A 23,283-nucleotide genomic window follows, 5' to 3' on the forward strand; every position below is an offset into this window, starting at 1 on the left:
TGACCGAACCCAGCCACGTCTACCTGGGCGGGGCGGCGGTGCTGCCGCGAACGACCAATGAGGACGGAACCTTCCGCTGCACGAGTTCACGCTGCGGATCGGCGAGACGCCTATGCACAGCTTCGATCGCGAGCTCGGCCATCGCCTCGGGATCCGGCTTCACCGTCGTCAGATCGAAAAAGGGCAGCTTCGCCAGCGTGCTGTCGTCGAACCCGACGATCGACATGTCATGGGGAATTCGGACGCCCTCGCGGAGGAGGGTCTCCATGACACCGAAGGCGCAGCGGTCATTCACGCACACGAGCGCCGTGGGCTGCGAGGGTCGTCGGAGGATCGACTGCGCGGCAGCGTATCCGCCCTCTTCGCTGTAGTCGCTCGAGACGACGTCGGTGAACTCCGCGAGCGTGAGCCGACGCATCGCGTCCCCGTATCCGTTCTTCCGCTCAGCCGCGTTCGGGCCCTCGGACGGACCGATGTACGAGATGCGGTGGTGACCGAGGCCCGCGAGGTGCTTGACGGCCTGAGCGATCCCCTCTTCGTTCTCCACGAGAATCCGATCATGATCGCCAGCCGCCCGCGGGCCACCGAGCAATACCGCCGGGATATCAGCGGGAAGCGTAGACAACCTCCCGTCCGCCTCCTCCAAAGTGAGCACGATCAGCGCTTCGATCCGCTGACGCATGAGTTCATCCAGCGCCGTCTCCTGGGAACGCCCCAAGCCGACTGTGCTCAGAACCAGCCGGTATCCGAGTCTCCCGGACGCCCGGTACAGCGCATCGACGAGGTCGACCTCGAAAGGCTGGCGCATCGTGAACAGCACACCCAACTGGCCGCTCCGCCGGCGACGCAACAGGCGCGCGGAGTCGTCCGGGTAGTAGCCCATCTCCCGAGCTGTCGCGAGAACGCGTTGGCGAGATTCCTCGCTGGCACCCTCGACGTCTCTCAGCACGATGGAGACCAACTGCCGGGACATGCCGAGGCGGTCGGCGATGTCCTGCATCGTCGGCCGACGACGACCATCCGCCGCGCTGCTCCTCGCACGTCCGGCCACTGTCACATCCTCCGCCTCCACGTCGTAATGTTCTCATGATTTGTCATTACAATCGCCGCGTTGGCTGAGCGGATACTAGAGTGCCCGGTCTGCCAACAGCCCGGCTCAGCGACGTCGGCAAGGGAGAGGCGATCGGGATGAAGGCATTCGTCATCAACGGTCCAGGAGACGCGGCGATCGCCGATGTCGAGCCGCCAGAGGCACGGCCCGACGAGGTGGTCGTTCGTGTTGCCCGCGTCGGCATCTGCGGAACAGACGCTGAGTTCTTGCGTGGAACACAGCCATATCTAGCGAGCGGGGGTGCCAGCTACCCCTTGCGGATCGGCCACGAATGGTGCGGAACCGTTGCCCGGATCGGGGCCGACGTCGACCCGTCGTGGATCGGCCGAAGAGTCACTGGCGACACCATGCTGGGCTGCCGCGAATGTGGTACGTGCAAGCAGGGCAGGCAGCACCTGTGCCCGCGCCGCACCGAAATTGGCGTCCTTGGCGGGCGCCCGGGCGCCCTCGCCGAAGAACTCGCCGTCCCGGTGACGGCACTGCACTCCCTTCCCGGAAGGTTGAGCGACACGCTCGGCGCACTCGTCGAGCCCGCATCCCTCGCCCTCCGGGCGGTGAACGCGCTCCCGGCCGTGCCCGGTGACAGGCTCCTCGTTTGGGGAACAGGCGCCCTCGGGTTGAGCGCGGTACTGTTCGCGGCGGTCAAGGGGCTGGAGGTAACCGCGGCCGCCAGGTCGCCTCGAGCCTTCGAGTTGGCACGCAAGTTGGGTGCCACACATACATGCACAGAGGAAGAACTGCCGAACTCCGATAGCTTTGACAGCGCGATCGCAGCCTCTCCCGACGCGTCGGTCCCCGAACGGGCTGCACGCAAGCTGCGCGACGGCGGAACCCTCGCCCTGCTGGGCATTTCCGGCGAGACCAGCAATCTCGATGTTCGGGACATCGTCACCCGAGATCTGCACGTCGTCGGGCTCCTCAGCGGCTCGCCTTGCTTCCGCGAGACCATCCAACTTCTCTCCCAAGAGAACTGTCGCCGACTCGAGCTGATCGTGGGGACCGAGGTCGACCTTGACGAGGCGACATCCGCGTTCGACGCGGCAGCAAAGCAAGGCCCGCAGCGCGGACCCAAGACCCACATCCTGATCACCACCCACCACCACTAACGCTGAAGCGCGGCGGGGTCGTCGCCTGCCTTCGACTCACTGCCGTGCAAGGTGCCGACGTCGTGTGAGCTTCGGCCCAGGTCTCGCATCACATGAGTGACCTGCCGGGCAGGTGCGTGCGGATCCAGCAGTGCGAGGGCTGCCGAGTGGGTGAGCCTCGTGCCCGTGAACACCACCGCCGCAGCCATCGCCGACGCCGCCACCTCGTTCCCGCCCCGGAGCGGCGCGTACCGGGGTGATCCACTCGCCTCAGCGAGCACCTCGAGGAACATCGAGCGGGAACGACAGCGGGAACATCGTGAAGTACGGGCAGGCCGTATTCAGTCACTGTTGCACAAGCGACAGCTCGCGCACCGCCGCTTGCTCCACGCCCTCATAATACGGAGAACCCGCAGCGCTGACCGCACATCTGCGGGCAGCGCGCCCACGGCATCTGCTCCGAAGTTGCCGCGCGGAGTGGGTGCGTAGCCCCGCGATCGTTCCACGCGACGTGTCGGATCCGACAAGCCGACATCTCGATCTGGAATCCGACACTTTCACGTGGAACCTACACCTCATGTAGGGACCGCTCAGAGTTGTCCGCATCGCAACGGTGAGGAGGGCGAACTCAACGATGAAATGTCCACGGCGACCACCGCTCAGCGCAGCTCGATATGTCTAATTGGCGCGTATACCACGGCGCCCAATACGTAGGGCACCTAGTGGAATAAGGTGTCGCCTTAGAGACCCCAGAGCTCGAGGAATCCGCCCTGATAATCCGCGTCGCCGAACCAGCTGCCGGAGGCCTCCCCCTCGACCGTCAGGTCGAGGTCGCCCACATTCTCGGTCGTGAAAAGACGGCGGAAGGGGAAGTCGAGGTCTTGTACGGCCGGCTGTCCCGTCGCCATCCGCAGCGACGCATCCGCGATGTACCAGGCGAGAGCGCCGTAGTTGGCCGACGCATCCGCCGTGACGTTTCGGCCCGCTTCGATGTCCTGCAGGGTGGAGAGGTAGCCGTCGCCGCTGACGACCTTGATGTCGTCTCGACCGGACGCCTGGATCCCCTGGGCAACCGAGGGCAGACCGGAGTCGAACTGCATGTGCACGTAGGCGATGCTCGGGTTCGCGGTGAGAGCGGAGCTCACGAGACTCGGCAGTCGGTCGTACTGACCGGTGTTGATCTCGATCGTCTCGACCGTGCAGTCGGGGCACTTCTCCGCGTAGGTGCCGAGCATGCCGGCATCCGCCCAGCCGATCGTCGCCGGCGTGTCCGTGACCTTGATGGCGAGGACGTTCGCGCTCGCGTTCGAGTCGGCGATAACCCAGTTCGCCGCCCAGGAGAGCAGATCCACGCTGCCAGGGGAGACGTAGGCCACCTGGAGCGGGTCGCCGTCACCGGATGCCGTCGTCAGCGCGTAGACGAGCGGGATGCCCGCGGACTCGAGCGAGTCGTACGCCGCCGGGGCGAACTCGTAGGGCATGCCGACCGTGATGACTCCCGTGGCATCCGCGGCGATCGCCTGGGCGATGCAGCTGCCGGCGTCCGCCGGGTTGGCCTTGGCATCGCACACCTGGACCTTCACGTCCGCCGCTTCCAGCGCCGCCGTGACCGAGTCGCCGAGTGCGCTGAGGACGGGCACTTGCAGGGTGGCCGGGATGTAGTAAACGGTGCCGCCCGCCGCGGCGGCGGCGTCGAACGCGGGGCCGGGCGCCGTGAACTCGTTGACGGGTTCGCTGACCGTCGCGACGATGTCGGCTGCGGCCTGTGCCTGCGGGTTGAGTTCCTGCACGGCGCCGTCGCCGCTGTCCGTGCCTGCGTCACCGGTGCAGCCGGCGAGGGCGAGCGCGCCGGCGACGGCCGTGGCGATGAGGACGGTTCGTCCTGTTCTTTTCATGGTGTGCCTCCGTGAGTGTGTTGTGTTTCGGGCCGAGCCGGGGATCCGGCGGTGCTAGGTGCGTACGCGTCGTTGCACGAGGTGGGAGATCGTGACGGCGAGGATCAGAGCCGTGCCGTAGAACACCTCGGTGACCCAGCCGGTGAGACCGAGGAGCTGGAGGCCGAAGACTCCGCTGATGAGGAAGTAGGCGGCGATCATCATGCCGACCGGGTTGAACCGCCCCGGCACGACCGCCACGGTCCCGAGGAACACGGCTGCGAAGGTGGGCATCAGGTACGCGGTGGCGGATCCGGGGTTGAATCCGCCGTTGCCGATGGCGATCAGGACGCCGGCGAGACCCGACAGCAGCGCGCTCACGAGGTAGGCGCCGATGCGGATGCGGCTGACCGCGACGCCAGCGAGCGCCGCAACCTGCCGGTTGGAGCCGACGAACACCATGTGTCGCCCGACGGGCGTCGCGGCCATCACGTAGGTCACGATCGCGACGAGCACGAGCCCGTACCAGAACAGCAGCGGCAGCCCGAGCAACCTGCCATTAGATATGGCGGCGAGGGAGAGGTCAAGTCCGCTCACCGTTGTCTCGTTCGAGATCAGGAAGGCGAGACCTCCCGCAATACTGGACACGCCGAGGGTGACCACGACCGAGTTGATCCCGACGACCACCACCAGGATCGCGTTGATGAGGCCGAGCAGCAGCGCGATGGCAATCGATCCGAGCGCCGCCGCCCACACCGGCCATCCGTACAGCACGGCCAGGGACGGCAGTGCGATTGCGGAGATGCCGAAGATGCCCGCGAAGGAGAGGTCGAACTCGCCAACCGCCATCGCGATGACGACGCCGAGGCCCAGCAGGATGACGGGGGTGATCTGGCTGAGTACGGTTCGCAGGATCGAGACGGGGGCGATCTCGGGCGCCATCGCGGTGATCGCGAGAAGCATTAGGACCCAGAGGATGACCAGGCTGTAGCGAGACAGGAGCTGCACGAGGAACCGCCGCGCGGGCGAGGCCTGTGGAGCGACCGGGGTGGTCTGGGTGCGAGGGGCGGTCGCGGTCATGAGAGGGCTCTTTCACTGTCGGGGAAGATCTCGGCGAAGACGGTGTCGGCGGTGAAGGGTCTCGTCAGTTCCCGCACGACCACCCCGCGGTCGAGGATGAGGACGCGGTCGCACACGGCGGCGAGGTCGTCCACCTCGTGGCTGCACAAGAGGACTGCGCTGCCGTCGACGGCGGCTTGGCGCGCGGCGCGCAGGACGGCGATCCTCGCGCCGACATCCACCGCCTGCGTGGGGTCGTCGAGGACCAGGACGGCCGGCGGATCGAGCAGCCATTTTCCCATGAGCAGCTTCTGCTGGTTACCGCCTGAGAACGTCGCGACGGGAGCGTTGCGGTCTGCCGGGTGTACAGCGAACCGCGCCATCACACCGTCGGTCTCGGACTTCTGCCATCCTGTTCCGATCCACCAGCGCTTCCCGCGGCGGGCGAGGTGGGGCAGCGTCACATTCTCCTGGGCGGTCAGTGCGGTAGCCAAACCTTCGCCGTGGCGATCCTGCGGGATGTAGCTGAGTCCGGCCGCGAGCGCGGCGAGCAGGTTCCAATTGCTCATGTCCGATCTGCGATCGTCGATCGCGAGCGATCCCCGCCCACCGGCGCGGCCGGCTAGCAGCGGCGCCAGAGCGGCGAGGCCCGAGTCGACGGAGCCCGTGACTCCCACCACCTCCCCGCGGCGCACGTCGAGCGAGACGTCGCGGACGCGGCCGCCGGAGAGGTTCTCGACGCGCAGCCCGCCGGGGCTCGCTGCGCTTGGCATCTGTGCGACGAGGTCGTCGAGATCGCCGTCTCGGCCGAGGACGAGGCGTGTGAGCCCGGACTCGTCGAGATCTGCCACCGGCACCCCCGTCTCTACGATCCGGCCGTTGCGCAGCGCGGTCACCCGGTCGGCGATGTGCAGCACTTCGCGCAGGTTGTGGCTTACGAGGATCACCGCCGTGCCCTGTGCAGACAGAAGCCGAATGAGACCGTAGAAGTCGGCGAGGGATTCCTGAGGGATGCCACGGGATGACTCATCGAACACCACGACGCCGGCGCCCGGGCGCCGGCCCTGCAGTGCCCGCGCGACCGCGACGCCCACACGGTCGCTGGGCCGGAGCGTCCCGACCTTCGCCTCTGGCGAGATGTGTCCGAGTCCGAGGAACTCGAGCGACTCGCGGACGGCTGCCGCGTCGCGTCCGCGATCGATCCACCGCGTGTAGCGGTTGACCGCGTGACGCCCCACCCGGACGTTTTCCCGGACCGTGAGGTCGAGCACGAGCCCCAGGTCCTGGTGCACGAACGCCAGACCCTCATCGTGCAGCCGACCCGTGCGCACCGGGGTCCCGATGCGCGTGCCGTCGACGTAGACGTCGCCGCCGGGGTCGGCCGAGTACACGCCGCTGATCAGCTTGATCAGCGTCGACTTGCCCGAACCGTTCTGCCCGACGAGCGCGTGCACCTCGCCGGGCTGCACCCGCAGCCGCGCGTCGTGCAGCACTGTCACCCCAGCGAAAGTCTTGGACAGCCCGGTGACTTGCAGCCGGGGAGTGCCGGCTGCCGCCTCGGGGCTTTCGCTGTCTTTGCTCATCACACTTCCTCGTGTCATTGGGCAGGGACCGGGGTGTTAGCCGGCGATCTCCGCAGGGTCTCGTCGGCGGGTCGCCGCAGCGGCGGCGAGTAGCGCGTCGGCGCCGTCCTTGTCCGAGGTTCCGAACACGTAGCGATCGGGACGCAGGAGCGCGGTGTCGCACCCGAAAGTCGCGAACCATTCGCCCAGGACGCCGTCGCGGTCCTCGATGTCCCGGCCCACGATCAGCACCGATGCCCCCGCCGGGTCAGCGGGAGCGGACGCCGCAGGGCTGCCGATCAGCGTCCAGTCACGGCCGAGCACCTCGTCGAGGCGCACGCGGGCACCGTCGCTCGTGTTGACCCATGGCTGCGGGAAGAGCAGACCGCTCGCCGCGGAGCGGTCGGGCTCGAGAACCCCCGCGACGAGACCGGGGATCGTGTCGCGGAAGGTTCGGACCTGCTGAGGCTGAGGCTGCGGCTCCGCCATCCGCGCCCGCATCTCTTCGTCGCGCACCCGCGCGAGCTCCGGATCCAGCACGCAGATGTACCGTCCGTTCGCGACGGACTGGTCGATGATCGCCCGGACGTGCGGTTCCCGTTCGCTCTGATAGGTGTCCAGAAGACCCTCCGGCTCGCCCTCGCGGAGCACCGCGGCGAGCTTCCAAAGCAGGTTGCGCACGTCACGGATGCCGTGGCACATGCCCTGGCCGTAGAACGGCGGTGTCTGATGCGCCGCGTCTCCCGCGAGGAAGACGCATCCCTCCCTCCACCGCTCGGCGACGAGCGCGTGGAACTCGTAGATGGCGACGCGCTCGATATCGATTTCGTCTCGTCGCAGCCACGGGGTGACGCCGCTAATGATCGACCAGGCACCCTCGGCGGTGGTGTATTGCTGGCCGTTCTCGCCGGGCAGCAGCATGAACTCCCACCGGCGGTGCCGCCGCGGCCCGGGCACGTACGTGCCGGGGCGGGCGGGATCGCAGTACATGATCGAGTAGTCGGGGCCCTGGTCCTCGTCCTGAACGGCACCGTCGATGATGAACCACGGCTCCTCGAATCCGTAGTCGGTGAGGGCGATGCCCAGCTGCTTGCGGATGCCGCTGGACGCACCGTCCGCCGCGATGACGTACCGACCCTGCTCGCGCAGCGTCGCCCCGTCCTGCCCGCGCAGTTCGACCGTGGCAACGTCTCCGTCCTGCGTCACCGACTCGCACCGCCAGCCCAGCAACGCGCTCACGTGCGGCGCTTCGGCCGCCCGCCGCCGTAGGAGCGCGTCGACCTCGGGCTGGTAGAACATGTAGTGCGGCTTCCAACCAAGGTCGCCGTCCACTGCCGTGACACGGAAGTCGCGGATCGGTTCTCCGTCGGCGCCGAGGTGCAGCCCGCCCGAGGTTGCGCGCGCGAGCGGTTCGATCTCATCGGAGAGCCCGGCGAACTGGAAGATGCGCATGATGTCCGCGTCGAAGTGGATCGCGCGCGGAAGCGGATACACCTCAGTCGAGGCGTCGACGAGGAGCGTCCGCAAACCCTGCCGGTCGGCGATGACGGCAGCAGCGCTGCCGACCGGTCCTGCGCCGATGATGATGACGTCGTACACCGGGCCGGAGATATCGCTCACCGCGCGATCTCGCTCTCCTGTAGCGGCGGGATGAACACCTCGCGGAACCCCGTGGGGGGAAGCGGTCCCCACAGGACGGCGGACTTCAGTCCGTTTGTCCAGACCTCCGCCTCCCATTCCTCCTCTTCGCCGATCTGCAGCATGTTGGAGCAGACCTCGAGGATCGAGCCGGCCGGATCGAGGTGGTAGGTGAAGATGTTCATCCCGAGCGCGTGCCGGCCCGGACCCCACATGAAATTCTGGCCGCGAGCGGCAAGAAGGTCGCCGAGCGCACCGAGACCGTTGATGTCGGAGGTCTCGAACGCGTAGTGATGCAGCCCGTCCTCGCCGTTGAAAACGGCGACAGTGTGGTGGTTCTCATTGCAGCGCAGCCAGTGGCGCTCGCCCAGGACGCTGTCGGTCAATCGAAAGTCGAGGACGTCGATGAAGAAGTTCTTGAACGCCTCCTGGTCGCGAGCAGCGAAGCTCAGGTGGTCAAGGGCTCCAATGACGGGTCCACCCTCGCGCGGCGACTCGTTGCGGACGTGCGGATCGCCGACGCCCACCTCTACGGCCACGCCGTTCGGAGCGTGGAAGCGGATCGTCGGTACCTCGAGCTCGAACCCGTCGCTGTAGGCCACGCCATAGGCGTCGAGGCGGCGACGAATCTCCGCGAGGTTGCCCGCGGTGGTGTGCAGCGCCATGAAGTCGAAGGACGCCGAACCGTGCGTGCGCAGGATGAGGCAGGGCTCCTGACCGGGCAGAGCGAGGCGGACCTGATCGGCGGTCTGCTCCCGCACGTCGAGGCCGAGCAGTTCGCTCGCGTGGGCGACGGATGCCGCAAGGTCGGGCACGCGGAATCCGGCGCGGACGAGGTGGTGGGTCATTGTGGTCATCGGTGTGCTCCTGACAGACGAGAAGGGGAGAACGGGATTTATCGGTCCAGACGGAGCGCCGTGCGCGCGTCGTCGACGGTGGCGATGGAGAGGTCGAGCGACCTGGCTAGTGCGACAGTCCGCTCTACGAGGGGCAGATTCCCCGGTGCCAACTCGCCCTTGCGCAGGTAGAGGGTGTCCTCCATCCCCGTGCGGGCGTTCCCACCGAGGGCGAGCCCCACCGCTGTCAGCGACAGGTTGGTGCGACCGATCGCGATCACCTGCCAGATGGCGCCCTCGGGAAGGCGGCGCACCATCGTGAAGAGGTTCTCCGCGGTGGCCGCCATCCCGCCCTGCACGCCGAGCACGATGCTGAACTGCAGGTCGCCGTCCAGGAGGCCCTCGTCCCTCAGGCGCAGGCACTCGTCGAGGTGTCCGGAGTCGTAGATCTCGAGCTCGGGCTTGATCCCGAGGTCCTTCATCTTCGCCGCGAGGCGTCGCACGTCTCGCGGCGGGTTGCGGAACTCGCCGCGGCCGAAGCTCATCGAGCACGGGTTCAGCGTCGCCATCGTCGGGCGCAGGTCGACGAGTCGCTCGCGCTCTTCGAAGGGGACCTCGAGGCCCACCCCGGTGGAGAGTTGGATGAGGATGGGGCAGCGGTCTTGGATGAGGTCCATCACCTTGCGCGCGATGCCGAGGTCGGCGGTGGGTCGCTGCTGCTCGTCCCGGACGTGGATGTGCGCGACGGCGGCCCCTGCGTCGTACGCGGCGCCGACGGCGTCGGCGATCTCCTCCGGGGTGGTCGGCAGCGCGGGGTTGTCCGCTTTGCTCGCGATGGGACCGGTGGTCGCTACGGTGATGACGGCGCTCATGGGGCTCCTCAGGCGGATCGGGGGACGGGTCGACGGGCGTGCGGAGCCTCTTCGGCGGCGACGGGGTTGCGGAGCGTTCCGATACCGTCGATCTCTACCTCGACGACATCGCCTGGCCGAAGGAACACGACCGGGTCGCGGCGGATGCCGACGCCGCCGCTGGTGCCGGTGACAATGACGTCGCCGGGCTCCAGGCGGTGGATGGTGGAGAGGTAGCTGACCATGTCCTCGATGCGGAACAGCAGCTCCGAGATCCGCGCGGACTGCATCACCTCGCCGTTGAGCCGCGTGATCATGGTGTGCTCGTAGGGGTCGCCGAACTCGTCGGCGGTCACGAGCCAGGGGCCGAATGCACCGGAGTCGGCGAAGTTCTTCCCGGGCGTGATCTGGCTCGTGTGCCGCTGCCAGTCGCGCACGGATCCCTCGTTGTAGCAGGCGTATCCGGCGATGTGCTGTCGTGCGTCCTCGGGGGCGATGTGGCGACCGCCGCGGCCGATGATGACGGCCAGCTCTCCCTCGTAGTCGAGTTGCTCGGAGACGGCGGGGACCAGCATCCGCTGACCGTGGCCGACCTGGCTGTCGGGCAAGCGCAGGAAGAAGACTGGGAAGTCGGGGACGGGTCGGTCGCCGCCCTCCTGGACGTGGCTCAGGTAGCTCAGCGCGGCGCACCAGATGGCATGCGGGTCGGGCACCACCGGGAGCAGGGTGACCTCGGCGAGTGGGGCCGACGTGTCAACGTCCACCTGCGTCGCCGCCTGCTCGAGGCCTTGCAGGCGCTCGGTAGGCCAGGCGACGAGTTCGCGCATCACCGAGGGGGCGCTCGCGTCGAGGGATCGGACGTCGATGATCCGGTCGCCAAGGACAATGCCGACGCTGCGCCGGTCGCCGAGTTCGTAGCTGGCGAGCTTCATGGCTGTCTCCCGGTCTTCTTCGACGATGTATGCCTGGACACCGTATGATGTTAAATAGAACATGTCAACTTTTACATGTCCGGTGCAACACGTAGTTCAGATTGATGGGACACCTTTGACATGTCAGGTTTGCGATTAGGGTGAACCCATGGCGCTCAGGTACGCGATACTCGGTTATCTCAGCTCCGGACCCGGGTCGGGTTACGACCTCGTCCAGCAGATGGACGGCGACCTCGGTTGGTTCTGGGCTGCATCGCACAGCCAGATCTATCCCGAACTGCGCAACCTCGAAACGGCCGGCCTCATCGAGGGAACGGCGACGACCGTCGGCGAACGCCTCGAGAAGCGCGTCTACTCGCTGACCGAAGAGGGCGCCCGGCAGTTACAGGCATGGACCGAGAAGACGCCGCAGTATCGACCGAACCGCGACGCGGAGCGCCTGCAGCTGATCTTCGCCGACGGCAACGGCGTCGAGTCGATCCGCGCGCATCTCGAGACGCATCTCGACCACTTCACCCGCCGTCGGGCGCAGCTCATCGGCATGCGCGACCGCATCCTCAACCGCGAGCATCCGCGCGTCGAGCAGCGTCTGGCGTTGAAGGACGCGCAGGGCCGGGAGCTCAGCCTGTTCCTGCGGGACATCGCCTACGGGGGCGACCTGCGCCGCGCCGAAGGGGAGATCGCGTGGGCGAAGGAGAGCCTCGCCCGCCTCGACGAGCTCTGACACGCGAAGGAGGTGCGCCGACCGGGGGGTCGGCGCACCTCCGCGAGTGCGAAGGGGAGGGGCGATCAGGAGAGGCTCGTGAGCCGCTCTGACCATTCCTCCGCCTCGTGGGTCAGGTTCGCTGCGTCGTCCATCTCACCTGCGACGGACAGCAGGTAGTCGCGGGAGTCGTCGAGCCGTCCGAGCAGGTCGCCGATCTGGGTGTCGGTGAGCTTGCCGGCGCGCTTTCGCACCTTGCCGTTCACGATCACAGTGTCGACATTGCCGGCGTGCGCGTGTAGCACGAGATCCGCCACCGGGTCGAGCACGGGCGCGAGGTTGAGCGACCGTGCGTTGACGAGAACGATGTCGGCGAGTTTGCCCGGCGCGAGTGTGCCGATCTCGCTCTCCAGGCCGATCGCGCGTGCGCCCTCGAGCGTCGCCCAACGGAACACGTCGCGCGTGCTCACTGGCTGATCGACGATCGTCTCGTAGTTGCTCCCCGGGCCGTCATTGATCTGGTGACGCGAGAACGTCAGCGCCATCCTCATGTTGGCGTACATGTCGCCGGACATGCAGGTAACGCAGTCCGTACCGAGCGAGGGCTGCACCCCCGCGAGGAGGGCGTCGCGGTACGGCGTGGGCTGGGCGATGCCAAGAGCGATCTCGGAGTCGGGCGAGCTGGCGAAGTGGGCACCCAGGTCGCGCACGACGTCGAAATCATCGACGCGGAACTCGTTGCAATGCGACAGCACCGCGCGGTGGTCCACGAGACCCTTGCCGACGAGCGTGTGGAAGCCGCGTGTGATGGGCGCGTTCCCCGGACCACAGTGCGTGTGCGAGGTCCACACGGCATCCATGTCCAGCGCCGACTGCACCTCATTGACCGTAAGGTCCAGCGGCAGCAAATTTTGCTCCGTGATTGCGACGCCCATGCGAAGCAGACTCGAGTCCGACGAGTTGAAGTAGCGCTCCTTGATCCGGAACGCGTCCTTGACCCGATCGGCGTGAGACGCGAACGCCTGCAGGCCCTCCACCTCGACCGGGCAGTAGCCGTACGCCCAGACGCCGCGGATGCCGGAGTTCAGCTCTGCCTCCACGAGAGCGACCGAGTGATCGGGCGTCACCACGCCGTGGCTGTGATCCAGCACGGAGGTCGTCCCACCGTCGATGAGCTCCAAGGCGCCGACGAGCGTGCCCAGGTACACGTCCTCCGGCCGATAGCGGCTGAGGTAGTCGCGGCGGACGTCACTGAAGTAGCCGACGAGGGTGCGGTCCGCGACGACCCCGCGCAACGCCGTCTGCCAGAGGTGCTTGTGCGTGTCCACGAATCCGGGATGCACGATCATCCCCTCCGCGTCGATGACCTCGCATCCCTCCGGCGCGTCGATCGACGCCGCGATCTGGACGATGCGCTCACCTTCGATGAGCAGTGATCCGCGCCGCAGGTCGCCGATGGTCGGGTCCATCGAGACGATCCAGCCATTCTTGATGAGCGTGCGCTCCGTCATGGTGTGTGACTCCTTACCCGGCAGCCCGCCGGATTCGTGGTGTGAAGTGATGTGGGGGTCGTCAGTCGACGATGGTGACGACCTCGACCGGAACACTGTCGAGTCCGCGGATCGCACTGTTGATGCGTCGCTCGACCGGTCCGGTCAGATGGAACGATTCGACGCGGTCTGCGAGCACCTCGAAGACGGAATGCGCCTCCATCCGCGCGAGGCCCTGCCCTACGCAGCCGTGCATCCCGTATCCGAACGCCAGGTGGTCGGACGCGTCACGCGTGATGTCGAACTCCGCGGCGTTCTCGCCCCAGTGGCGCTCGTCGCGGTTCGCTGACGCGAACACGACCATCAGCCGGTCGCCGGCCGAGACCGGGGTCCCGAGCAGATCGACGTCGGTCGTGGCGACGCGCGTGAAGAACTGCAGCGGCGACTCCAGGCGGAGCACCTCGTTGAACGCGGAGGGAATAAGCGAGCGATCTGCGCGCAGCTCGTCCCACTGCTCCGGGTGCTCGGCGAAGAGGAGGATCGCCGAACTCAGCACATTGATCGTCGTGTCCATCGCCGCGCTCGTGTACGCCGACAGCAGGGTCGGTGCCTGATCCGGGCGGATGCGGCCGTCTTCGGCGGCCTGATAGATCGCCCGCCCCCAGCTACCTTCGGCAAGGTCGCGGGTCCCCACAGTCGCGAGCCACGCGTACTGTTCGCCCACCAGATCAGCCGTCGCGTAGGTGCGGGCCTTGTCGGGCGGTCCCATCATGTTGAAGATCGCGTCTGCCCACGGTATGAGACGCGACCGGACGGCGTCGGGGATGCCGACGAGATCGGCCACGATCGTCGGCGGGAACACGCGCGCGAGATCGGTCACGGCATCAAACCGGCGGCGGTCGATGAGTGGCTCGATGAGCTCGAGGGCGCGCTGCTTTATGTCCATGCTCATCGTGCGCAGTCCGCGCGGCGAGAGAGGCTCAGCGAGGATACCGCGTAGCTGGTCGTGCAGCGGCGGGCTGGAGGCGAGGAGCGTTCCCTGAATGGCGTTGTTCACGTCGTCGTTGAGTCCGACGCCCTTATCGGATGTAAAGGTCTCCCAGTCCTCGAGTATGGCGCGCACGCCGTCGTAGCGGGCGACGGCCCAGCAACCGAGGACATCAAGCCACACGACGGGACCCTCGTCACGGATGCGCTTGTACGCCGGGTAGGGATCGAGCAGGGTCTCGTCGGCGAAGAGATCCACCGGCAGATTCGGGGTGGTCGTGGTCATTCTTCCTCCTTGTCAGGCCTGTCCCGCGTGCGCGTGCAGGCGCGAGATCGGAATGTGTCGGTTCAGCGCGACTGCCGCGACAGGGCTGCCGTCGGTCGACCAGCGCCACAGCGCGGTCAGGTCCGCGAGGTCGCCGTCGAGGAGTTCGGGCTCGTGATCGGGAATTCCCTCACCGGCGACCTTCAGGGACAGGTCGAACTGGTGGGTCCAGAAGTAGGGGCGTGCCACGTACGGCTCGGCCTCGTCGCCGCGGAGAAGCGCGGCCGCCGCCGACCGTCCCTGACCGAGCGCGCTGGACCAGTGCGGGGTGCGCGCCCGGCCCTGGAGAGAGACGACGTCGCCGGCAGCGACGATATCGGATGCTACGCGGCACCGCTCGTCGACAATCAGCCCGGGAGACACGGAGAGCCCGGAGTCCCGGAGCCACGCGACGTTCGGAACGCAACCGACGGCGGTGACGACCGCATCCGACTCGATGGTCTCGCCACCCGCACGTACGCGCGTGCGCCCGCCTGCGGCTTCGAGCACCGCACCCTTGGAAGCCACGCTGTAGATCACACCCGCGTCGAGCGCGCGGTCGAGGATGAGCTGCGACACATAAGGACCAAGGGCGGAGAGCATGGGGGCGGTCGTTCCGATCACGGTGACGTCCATGCCGGCGCTCGCTGCGGTGGAGGCGATTTCCATTCCTAGTACTCCGCCGCCGACGACCGTCAGGCGATGACCGTCGACCAAGAGGGCCCGGAGGGCACGCGCGTCGTCCGCGGTGCGCAGAACAGTTTCATCGAGACCGTCGGGATTGCCGCCCCAGTCGCGCAGGGTTGCCGCGCGCGCACCCGTCGCGATGACGAGGCCGTCGTAGGGAACCTCGTCGCCGTCGAGCAGTACGCGCCTGCGGTCGCGGTCGAGACCGTGCGCGGCCACGCCGGCGATGAGGTCGATGTCGAGGTGATCGAGATCCGGGAGGCGGATGTCATCGTCGGTCTCCGAACCCGCGAGGAACGCCTTCGAGAGAGGGGGCTTGCTGTACGGCTGCTCGGTCTCGTCGCCGATGAGCGTGATCGTGCCGTCGAAACCGTCCGCGCGCAGCTCCTCCGCAGCCGTGATGCCGGCGATGGAAGTGCCGACGATCACGATGCGGCGCGGCGCGGTCATGCTCCGGCGGATTCGAGGCGCAGGGCGGCGACCGGGCAGCTGCGAACCGCCTTCTGCGCCATATCCAACTGCTCGGGGGTGACGTGGTCGACGAGCATGTGGAGGTTTCCCTCGTCGTCGAGCCGCACCAGTTCGGCCGCACGCTCCTCACAGAAGCCGTACCCCTCGCAACGCGACTCGTTCAGATGAAGCACGGTGGTGCCCGACTGCGTCTGCTCCGGCATAGCCGATGACCTCCTCGTCACTGCGATGTGGCTTCACAGTAGGTGAGCAAATTCGCTTGTGTCAATCCTGACCTGTAACTTCTTGCATGATTGGTCGATTCCAGTTTAGGTTCAGTGCATGATCGGAGAACTGCTGTGGGCCGTGAAGACGTCCCTCTTGGGCTACGTCGCCGCGCAGGCCGACGGGACGATCGAGGTGACGGGCGGCGCGGAGCGTTCGGATGACCGTCGTTTCCGGTTCCCGCTCGTGCCCCAGCCGGGCGAGCCGACGGGCACGCTGATGTTCCGGGGCGGCATCCGTCTCCACGCCCACGGCGGCCTGATGGACGTCACGCTGGAGGATCCGTGGATCTCGACGGGCGCCGAGTCGACCGTGTCTGTACTTGCGACGACGGGCGGTGAGGATCCCGAGCGCATCGTCCTGGCGCGGTTCGCCCTCCTTCCCGACGGCGAGCACGCCTGGCGCGGCGAGCGCGTGCGGCTTACATCCGACGGCGCGTTCGCGCTCGGCGGTCTGCAGTACCACGAGCACCAGCAAGTCGACGATCTCGCGTTCTCCGCACCCGCGGGCGACGCCCCCGATACCACCCACCTGACAGAGAAGAGCTCGCGATGACCGATAGGCTGCGACGGATCGTGACCGCCGACGACAGCGACGGCCGCGCCGTCTTCGTGGCGGACGGCCCGAACCCGCACGTATGGGAGGCACCCGACGGCGGCCCGGTCTTCGAGCTGTGGGCGGATGACGGCGCGTCAGACAGCGGTGTCGGCTTCGACGATCCGGTCCTGCGCGGGTCTGCGCTCGCACCGCCCGAGCGCGGCTCGGTGTTCCGCATCGTCGACTTCGCCCCGCGCGCACCCGGCGAGCAGGTACACATGCACCGCACGCCCTCCCTCGACTACTGCTACGTGATCGAAGGCGACATCGTCGCGGTGCTCGACGACGAGGAGCGGCGAATGTCCACGGGCGACGTGCTCGTCCAGCGCGGCACCAACCATGGATGGCGCAACGAGTCAAGCAAGATGTGCCGCATGCTCTTCGTCCTCATCGGCGCGCCGTCCCTGGGTTGAACTCGGGGAAGGGTCATCTCGCGCGGGGTGCCGCTGAGGTTGGCGGGACTTTCGCGGCGAAGGTCGCTCAGCTGCACTCGGAGGACCCCCCAGTCGAAAGAGCAATGTGCGCGCCGAGCGCACGCTAGGCAAGCAACCCCGACCCGAGAGGACCCTAGGAGTCCTCTCCGAGAAGCGGCAGCGACCGCAGCGCCGCCCTGACGGGGTCGATCATCTGGTCAAGCTGCCAGGAGATCTCATATCAGCAGTAACCGCATTGCCGGGTGCCGACAGGTGCCGTGCCTTTCGCCGCATACGCCGCAGCGCCGAGAACATGAGCTCCCATGTGAGCCACCCCGCGGCCTGGTCGGCAGCCCACGCAGCGGTCTGTGCAGCCGAACGATACCGCCTGAGACGCGCGGACTGCCACGAGGCGATGCGTGTCTCACCAGCGGCATCGAGCGTGCCCGCCGCAACGCTCGAGCTCGGGTGAAGCCGTCCGGCGTCGGCCGTCGTCAGGTGCCTGGGACTCCAACAGGAAGGGCACTCTCTCGACTCAGTCCGCGGCCATAGTTGCAGCGAGTCGGCGGTCGGCACCGCTGAGCGATTGCGGAGAAGTCACACGAGCACCTTCGCACGATTCGGCGCCGAGCGGAGCATTAGCACCGGGGCCGAAATGTCCATTTGGACACGCGGTGGACATCTCACCCGCGAAACGGACGACTCCAACCGGAACCTACACCTCACCCGAAGTCGCCCGGCGCCATGTCGGTGAAGCGCGAGAAGTGGCCCTGGAAGGCGACTGTGATCGTGTCGGTAGGGCCGTTGCGGTGCTTGGCCACGATGAGGTCGGCCTCACCGGCGCGCGGGGAGTCCTTCTCGTAGGCCGCCTCGCGGTGCAGCAGCACGACCATGTCGGCGTCCTGCTCGATCGAGCCCGACTCGCGGAGATCGGAGAGGGCGGGCTTCTTGTCGGCGCGCTGCTCGGGACCACGGTTCAGCTGCGACAGCGCGATCACCGGACACTGCAGCTCTTTGGCGAGGAGCTTGAGGGCACGCGAGAACTCCGAGACCTCCTGCTGTCGCGACTCCACGCGCTTGCCCGAGGTCATGAGCTGCAGATAGTCGATGACGACCATCTTCAATCCGGCCCGCTGCTTGAGCCTGCGGCACTTCGCCCTGATCTCGACGAGCGTCATGTTCGGGCTGTCGTCGATGTAGAGCGGTGCGTCATTGATGCGACCCCGCGTCGCGGCGATCGTCGTCCAGTCGCGTGAATCGAGCGTGCCCTTGCGCATCGACTGCAGCGGCACCGCGCCCTCGGCGCTCATGAGACGCATCGCGATCTCGCTGCGCCCCATCTCGAGCGAGAAGAAGATCGTCGGCATGTCGTGCTTGATCGCGGCGGCCCGCGCAAAATCCAGAGCCAGGGTGCTCTTGCCCATCGCAGGTCGTGCGGCGATGATGATCATCTGCCCCGGGTGCAGCCCGTTGGTCAGCTGGTCGAGACCCGCGAAGCCGGTCGGGATGCCGGTCATCTGGCCGTCACGACCCCGCGCCGCCTCGATCTCTTCGACCGCGGCATCCACCGCGATCGTGAGCGGCACGTAGTCCTCGGCTGCCTCCGCACCGGTCACCGAATAGATCTCGGCCTGGGCGTTGTTGACCAGGTCGAGCGCCTCGCCCTGCCCCGAGTACCCCATCTGCACGATGCGCGTGCCGGCCTCGACCAGGCGCCGCAGCAGCGCGCGCTCCGACACGATCGACGCGTAGTAGCCGGCGTTGGCGGCGGTCGGCACGATCGAGGTGAGCGTGTGCAGGTAGTCGGCGCCGCCGGCGCGCTGCAGCTCTCCGGTCTTGATGAGCTCGTCGGTGACCGCGACGACGTCGGTCGGCTCTCCGTGCGAGTAGAGCGTGAGGATGGCCTCGAAGATCAGCTCGTGCTTGGGGATGTAGAAGTCGGTGCCCCGAAGCGTCTCGATGACGTCGGCGACGGCATCCTTCGACAGCAGCATTCCGCCGAGGGCGCTCTGCTCGGCGAGCAGGTCGTGCGGGGGAGTGCGCTCGTACTCACGGGGACCCCCCATGCGCTCCTCGGAGATGTCGGCGATCGACATAGGCTGCGCGTCCTCCAGATCGTTCGTTCCATCGTCCGAGCTCGGGGCGACGTGCGCCGGACGGCACGGCGGCATGCGAGCGCACTCGACCGACAGGGTGCTTGGGCACCCTGCTCGTCGACTCGCTCACATGCGCGATCCGGTAATTGCCGCACTGCTGCAGCACGCCCCCCGATTGGGCCGAACCCCACGCTAAGGACGCCCTCCGACACTCGCAACATGCCCTGTGGATAACTGTGTGGAAAGACTGCGAGAAACGCCGATGCCCCTGTGAACAACGGCTGTGGACAACTCCCGGGTTCTCGTGCTCCCCCGCTTCGAAAACCGCGCCTGATCAGGGGCTGCGCATTTCACAGGCTGTGGAGGAGGATGTGGTTGAAGTCCCTCTTTAAGGTTTTGCACCGAGGGGGCACCTGTGCACAATTCCGGGGACGGGCGCCGCTGCGCGCGCACATGAGCATGCTCCGCGCGCGCGGAGGCTCGGCAGTGCGCCGATCTCGGCCCGCGAGTTCCTGGACACACCGGTCGGCACACGCTAACGTCTCAAGTCCAGGCACTCTCACGCACGTCCGTTCTGGAGCGTGTGGCGCTGTTCGTCGTGGGAGGTGAACGTGAAGATCGCAACCTCGCAACTGCCGAGGCTCGTGCGGCTGGCCCTGATCGGGGCCGCGACCGCGTTCGCCTGGATCGTGCTCTCGCTCGCGCTGGGCCTCGGCGCCTCGCACGCGAATGCCGACGACTCCGACCGCAACGGACTGCTCGAGGGTGCGCTCGGCGCCGTGACGTCGCTCGTCGACAGCACGGCCTCCACCGTCACCGACACCGTCTCGACGGTCACGACCGGCGTCACGAAGACCGTCGACACGGTCGTCGGTGTGGCGCCGGCTCCGGTTCAGCAGCCCGTGCGCCAGGTCGCGCAGACTGTCGGTTCGGTGGTCGGCACCGTCACCCAGCCTGTGACCGAGATCGTCTCGGGCGGCGTCGTCTCGGGAATCACCGCCCCGGTCGTCGACCTCGTCACCGAGGTTCCCGTCGTCGGCGGCATCGTCTCGGGCATCGGTCTCGACGACGCGGTGACCGACCTCGGGCAGACCGTCGACGACACGCTCAACGGCGTCGTCGGCGCGGTGGATGACACGGGCTCGACCATCGGCCAGCCGCCGGTCGACGGCTCCACCCCCGGCGGGCCCGGGCTTCCCGGCAGCCCCGGCCTTCCCGGTGTCGTCGATGGGCCTCAGGCGCCCGGCGGCACCGACGGCACCCCGGGCGACGTCGCTTCCGCCGCGCCCTCGATCGCGGCACTGGCGGATGACTCGACCGCAGCGTTCTCCCCCGCAGCTGCGCTGCGCGCCGCATGGGAATCGGCATCCGTCATCGTCTCGTCGGCCGACAACGGCTCGATCGTCTCCGCCTCCGCCCCTGCGGGCCACGGCGGAGTCCCTGGTGCTGCGGGTGGGCTCTGCCCGCTCGCCTCTTCTTCCGCGGGATCCGGTGGTGCGGGTCCCGGCGCCTGGGCAGTGGCTGCCCTCCTTCCGCTCGCCGCACACCGTGCCTGGGTGCGCCGTGCCGGAGCCGAGGACGACCGTGTCCCGCCGGCGCCCGCCGGATCCACCGACGTCTCCCCTGACTGATCGGCTCGCCGCCGCGTTCTTCATCGCGGCATACGGCAAGCAGCGCGTCGTCACGCGCTAGCCGTGCGCCCTCACGCACTGCGAAAACCGATCGATCACACACAAGGGGAACAACCATGCGTACTTTCTGCAAGCGCGCCCTATGGGGCACGCTTCTGGCCGGCGGCATCACGCTGCTCGGCGCGACGGTCGCGCACGCGGCCGAGACCACCGGTGAGGAAGGGCTGCTCTCGGGAACGCAGGCCATCATCGACATCAACCTCCCGATCAGCATCAGCGGAACCTCGCTGTCGGTGATCGCAGACTCCTCCAGCCAGCAGGCGGCCGCACCGGCGCTTGCTCCGGCCCCGGCTCCGACTGCTGTCGCGAGCGGTGAGAGCGGCACCGGGTCCGGCACTCAGGCCCTCGTGTCGGTGAACGTGCCGCTCACGGTCGTCGGCAACGCCATCTCGGTCGTCGGCGACAGCACGTCGACGGATGCCTCGACGCCCGCCCCCGCGCCTGCCGGCGCACCCGCGGGAAGTGCCGAGACGACAGGTGCCGGCGGGCTGCTCTCGGGCACTCAGGGTCTGGTGTCGCTCAGCGCCCCCATCACGGTCGTCGGCAACGCCATCTCGCTCATCGGCGACAGCACCAGCATCGACGCAGCCACCGCAACCACCGGCGGCTCGAACACCACCACCACCGACGGCGCGGACTCGATCCTCGGCGGCACCCAGGTGCTCGCCCCGATCACAGCCCCCATCACGGCCGTCGGCAACGCCATCTCACTCATCGGCGACAGCACCAGCACCGACGCAGCCACCACGCCCGGCACCGCAACCACCGGCGGCTCGAACACCACCACCACCGACGGCGCGGACTCGATCCTCGGCGGCACCCAGGTGCTCGCCCCGATCACAGCCCCCATCACGGCCGTCGGCAACGCCATCTCACTCATCGGCGACAGCACGTCGAGCGGGGTTTCCGCGGCCCCGGCCACGGCAAGCGGTCCGGGTACGACGGCGGCGACCGGCGGCCTCGGCTCGATCCTCGGCGGCACGCAGATCCTGGCGCCGATGTCGCTGCCGATCACCATGGGCCTCAACGCGATCTCGATCGTCGGCGACAGCACCACCGAAGGGCCGGGCGGGCGGACCGACCCGGTCGATCCCACGGATCCCACGGATCCCACGGACCCGACCGATCCCACCGATCCCACGGACCCGACCGATCCCACCGATCCCACGGACCCGACCGATCCCACCGATCCCGCTGACCCCACCAACCCCGGTGACGGCACGACGAGTGGCGGCTCGAACAGCGTCACGGGCTCTGCGGCAGGATCGGCGGGCACAGAACTCGCCACGACGGGAGGACCGGGTGCGCTCCCCGCGCTGCTGATGGGGCTTCTGCTCCTGGTGGCCGGTGTGATCGCGCGCGTGTCGCGGCGACGCTCGGCATAGGTCGAGTCGGGGCACTCGCGCCCCAGACGAAGCCCTCGCTTCGACCTGTGCGAGCGGGCGGGAGGGTCGTCACCCCAGGACGACCCTCCCGCCACCCAAGCCGCCTTCGACCGCCGTGGTCCGGCATTGCCTGGATCGGACGGCGGTGGTCGGGGGCCTCGAATCGGCGGGTGCCGCGACCCGGGGGGCTCGCGGCACCCGTCGGTGCCAGGCGTCTGCGCGGTTCTCCACGAGACCGCGTGGGCACCGAACCAGAAAGCGCGGATGCCGCGGATCCGTGGGACCCGCGGCATCCGCGCTTCGCTGTGCGACGCCCTACTTGGCAGCGACCACCTGGAGGGTGATCACGGCGGTGAGGTCGTCGCGAAGACGGATCGTCGCCTCGTGCTCGCCCACCGACTTGATCGGCGAGGTGATGTGGATCTTGCGCTTGTCGAGGTCGCCGAGGCCCGCGGCCTTGACCGCGTCGGCGACGTCGGAGGTCTTCACCGCACCGAAGAGACGGCCCTCGGCGCCGGCCTTGACCGACAGCTTGACCTTGTTGCCCTCGAGGGCGTCCTTGAGGGCCACGGCCTCTTCGTGGTCGTGGATCGCGCGCGCCTCACGGGCGGCGCGGATCGACGCCACCTGCTTCTCGCCACCGCGGGTCCACGCGACCGCGAAGCCCTGGGGGATGAGGTAGTTGCGGGCGTACCCGTTCTTGACCTCGACCACGTCTCCGGCGCTTCCGAGCCCGGCGACCTCGTTCGTGAGAATGAGCTTTGCCATGTCGGTACTCCTTAGCGGCCAGCGCCGGCGTAGGGCAGGAGCGCCATCTCGCGCGCGTTCTTGATCGCCTTCGCGATCAGACGCTGCTCCTGCACCGACACACCGGTGATACGACGGGCGCGGATCTTGCCGCGCTCCGAGATGAACTTGCGGAGGGTGGCGACGTCCTTGTAGTCGATGACGCCGACACGGATCGCCTTCGCGGGGGCGGCGTTCTTCGCGCCCTTCCGCGGCTTCCGGCGGTCGCCGGTTGCCTTTCCAGCCATGGTGTTTCCTTACTGAGATTTCGAGAGTTGGATGCCTCGCGCGACGTCAGCGCCGGGATCCGGTCGCTGAGCCCGGCGAAGCGTCAGAACGGGGTGTCGTCGCCGTAGGCGCCGGGAGCGGCCCACGCGTCGCCGCCGGCCGCGCCGCCGGCGTTCGCCGAACCGGGGGTCGACCAGGGCTCGTCGGCGACCTGCGCCGGACGCGACTGACCG

General features: G+C 67.9%; 21 protein-coding genes. 6 read left to right on the forward strand and 15 right to left on the reverse strand.

Annotated elements, in window-relative coordinates; translation table 11 throughout:
- Nucleotides 1-19: 19 nt before the first annotated feature.
- Nucleotides 20-1,051, reverse strand: a complete 1,032-nt coding sequence (locus EIO58_RS01655) for a LacI family DNA-binding transcriptional regulator (RefSeq protein WP_127817956.1) — start codon at nucleotides 1,049-1,051, stop codon at nucleotides 20-22.
- 137 nt (nucleotides 1,052-1,188) lie between these two features.
- On the opposite strand from EIO58_RS01655, the gene EIO58_RS01660 reads away from it, so the two are divergent.
- A complete protein-coding gene (locus EIO58_RS01660; protein WP_127817957.1) occupies nucleotides 1,189-2,217 on the forward strand; it encodes a zinc-dependent alcohol dehydrogenase in 1,029 nt (342 codons plus the stop codon).
- A gap of 719 nt (nucleotides 2,218-2,936) precedes the next feature.
- Here the strand turns inward: EIO58_RS01660 and EIO58_RS01665 are convergent.
- From EIO58_RS01665 to EIO58_RS01695, 7 genes are read right to left on the reverse strand one after another with little or no spacing between them, the layout of a single operon-like run.
- Entirely contained in the window at nucleotides 2,937-4,091 is a 1,155-nt protein-coding gene (locus tag EIO58_RS01665; RefSeq protein WP_127817958.1) for a sugar ABC transporter substrate-binding protein, read from the reverse strand.
- Between the two features lie 54 nt (nucleotides 4,092-4,145).
- Nucleotides 4,146-5,150 carry an ABC transporter permease gene (locus tag EIO58_RS01670; protein WP_127817959.1) on the reverse strand — a complete coding sequence of 335 codons (1,005 nt, stop codon included), beginning with the start codon at nucleotides 5,148-5,150 and terminating at the stop codon, nucleotides 4,146-4,148.
- Nucleotides 5,147-6,712, reverse strand: a complete 1,566-nt coding sequence (locus EIO58_RS01675) for an ATP-binding cassette domain-containing protein (RefSeq protein ID WP_164861473.1) — start codon at nucleotides 6,710-6,712, stop codon at nucleotides 5,147-5,149. Before EIO58_RS01675 ends, EIO58_RS01670 begins: the two co-directional genes overlap by 4 nt.
- A 36-nt stretch (nucleotides 6,713-6,748) precedes the next feature.
- The gene (gene mhpA / locus EIO58_RS01680; protein WP_164861474.1) at nucleotides 6,749-8,311 is read right to left on the reverse strand and encodes a bifunctional 3-(3-hydroxy-phenyl)propionate/3-hydroxycinnamic acid hydroxylase MhpA; all 1,563 of its coding nucleotides are present in this window, start codon (nucleotides 8,309-8,311) and stop codon (nucleotides 6,749-6,751) included.
- Nucleotides 8,308-9,186: a VOC family protein gene (locus EIO58_RS01685; RefSeq protein ID WP_127817962.1), complete on the reverse strand. Its 879-nt coding sequence runs from the start codon at nucleotides 9,184-9,186 to the stop codon at nucleotides 8,308-8,310. The genes mhpA and EIO58_RS01685 overlap by 4 nt, the downstream gene beginning before the upstream one ends.
- A gap of 38 nt (nucleotides 9,187-9,224) precedes the next feature.
- On the reverse strand, nucleotides 9,225-10,037 hold the full coding sequence (locus tag EIO58_RS01690; protein ID WP_127817963.1) for a 3-keto-5-aminohexanoate cleavage protein: 813 nt from the start codon (nucleotides 10,035-10,037) through the stop codon (nucleotides 9,225-9,227).
- A gap of 8 nt (nucleotides 10,038-10,045) precedes the next feature.
- On the reverse strand, nucleotides 10,046-10,948 hold the full coding sequence (locus EIO58_RS01695) for a fumarylacetoacetate hydrolase family protein (RefSeq protein WP_127817964.1): 903 nt from the start codon (nucleotides 10,946-10,948) through the stop codon (nucleotides 10,046-10,048).
- Between the two features lie 148 nt (nucleotides 10,949-11,096).
- Between EIO58_RS01695 and EIO58_RS01700 the strand changes: the two genes are divergently transcribed.
- Nucleotides 11,097-11,672, forward strand: coding sequence for a PadR family transcriptional regulator (locus tag EIO58_RS01700; RefSeq protein ID WP_127817965.1), 576 nt, complete (start codon nucleotides 11,097-11,099; stop codon nucleotides 11,670-11,672).
- Between the two features lie 65 nt (nucleotides 11,673-11,737).
- Here EIO58_RS01700 and EIO58_RS01705 read toward each other — a convergent pair whose 3' ends face one another.
- The 4 genes from EIO58_RS01705 to EIO58_RS01720 all read right to left on the reverse strand — a co-directional run bounded on the left by EIO58_RS01705 (nucleotide 11,738) and on the right by EIO58_RS01720 (nucleotide 15,793).
- A complete protein-coding gene (locus EIO58_RS01705; RefSeq protein WP_127817966.1) occupies nucleotides 11,738-13,162 on the reverse strand; it encodes an amidohydrolase family protein in 1,425 nt (474 codons plus the stop codon).
- 61 nt (nucleotides 13,163-13,223) lie between these two features.
- The gene (locus EIO58_RS01710; RefSeq protein WP_127817967.1) at nucleotides 13,224-14,414 is read right to left on the reverse strand and encodes a cytochrome P450; all 1,191 of its coding nucleotides are present in this window, start codon (nucleotides 14,412-14,414) and stop codon (nucleotides 13,224-13,226) included.
- Nucleotides 14,415-14,426: 12 nt separating this feature from the next.
- Entirely contained in the window at nucleotides 14,427-15,569 is a 1,143-nt protein-coding gene (locus EIO58_RS01715; protein WP_127817968.1) for an NAD(P)/FAD-dependent oxidoreductase, read from the reverse strand.
- Nucleotides 15,566-15,793, reverse strand: a complete 228-nt coding sequence (locus EIO58_RS01720) for a ferredoxin (RefSeq protein ID WP_127817969.1) — start codon at nucleotides 15,791-15,793, stop codon at nucleotides 15,566-15,568. Before EIO58_RS01720 ends, EIO58_RS01715 begins: the two co-directional genes overlap by 4 nt.
- Before the next feature lie 118 nt (nucleotides 15,794-15,911).
- Between EIO58_RS01720 and EIO58_RS01725 the strand changes: the two genes are divergently transcribed.
- Together EIO58_RS01725 and EIO58_RS01730 are read left to right on the forward strand one after the other, a co-directional pair.
- Nucleotides 15,912-16,409, forward strand: coding sequence for an HtaA domain-containing protein (locus EIO58_RS01725; RefSeq protein ID WP_127817970.1), 498 nt, complete (start codon nucleotides 15,912-15,914; stop codon nucleotides 16,407-16,409).
- Nucleotides 16,406-16,864, forward strand: coding sequence for a cupin domain-containing protein (locus tag EIO58_RS01730; protein ID WP_127817971.1), 459 nt, complete (start codon nucleotides 16,406-16,408; stop codon nucleotides 16,862-16,864). Before EIO58_RS01725 ends, EIO58_RS01730 begins: the two co-directional genes overlap by 4 nt.
- 722 nt (nucleotides 16,865-17,586) lie before the next feature.
- On the opposite strand, the gene dnaB is transcribed toward EIO58_RS01730, so the two are convergent.
- A complete protein-coding gene (dnaB, locus tag EIO58_RS01735; protein WP_127817972.1) occupies nucleotides 17,587-18,960 on the reverse strand; it encodes a replicative DNA helicase in 1,374 nt (457 codons plus the stop codon).
- A 611-nt stretch (nucleotides 18,961-19,571) separates the two neighbouring features.
- Here dnaB and EIO58_RS01740 point away from each other — a divergent pair.
- Together EIO58_RS01740 and EIO58_RS01745 are read left to right on the forward strand one after the other, a co-directional pair.
- Complete coding sequence (locus tag EIO58_RS01740) at nucleotides 19,572-20,591, forward strand: hypothetical protein (RefSeq protein ID WP_240658521.1); 1,020 nt, start codon at nucleotides 19,572-19,574, stop codon at nucleotides 20,589-20,591.
- A 116-nt stretch (nucleotides 20,592-20,707) separates the two neighbouring features.
- Nucleotides 20,708-22,036 (forward strand): hypothetical protein, encoded by a 1,329-nt coding sequence (locus EIO58_RS01745; protein ID WP_127817973.1) that lies wholly within the window; start codon nucleotides 20,708-20,710, stop codon nucleotides 22,034-22,036.
- A gap of 315 nt (nucleotides 22,037-22,351) precedes the next feature.
- On the opposite strand, the gene rplI is transcribed toward EIO58_RS01745, so the two are convergent.
- Nucleotides 22,352-22,804: a 50S ribosomal protein L9 gene (rplI, locus tag EIO58_RS01750; RefSeq protein ID WP_127817974.1), complete on the reverse strand. Its 453-nt coding sequence runs from the start codon at nucleotides 22,802-22,804 to the stop codon at nucleotides 22,352-22,354.
- 11 nt (nucleotides 22,805-22,815) lie between these two features.
- The gene (rpsR, locus tag EIO58_RS01755) at nucleotides 22,816-23,070 is read right to left on the reverse strand and encodes a 30S ribosomal protein S18 (RefSeq protein WP_005054609.1); all 255 of its coding nucleotides are present in this window, start codon (nucleotides 23,068-23,070) and stop codon (nucleotides 22,816-22,818) included.
- Nucleotides 23,071-23,283 lie beyond the last annotated feature (213 nt).

This window comes from Microbacterium sp. CPCC 204701 (assembly GCF_004010105.1).
In the GTDB taxonomy this organism is placed as follows: domain Bacteria; phylum Actinomycetota; class Actinomycetes; order Actinomycetales; family Microbacteriaceae; genus Microbacterium.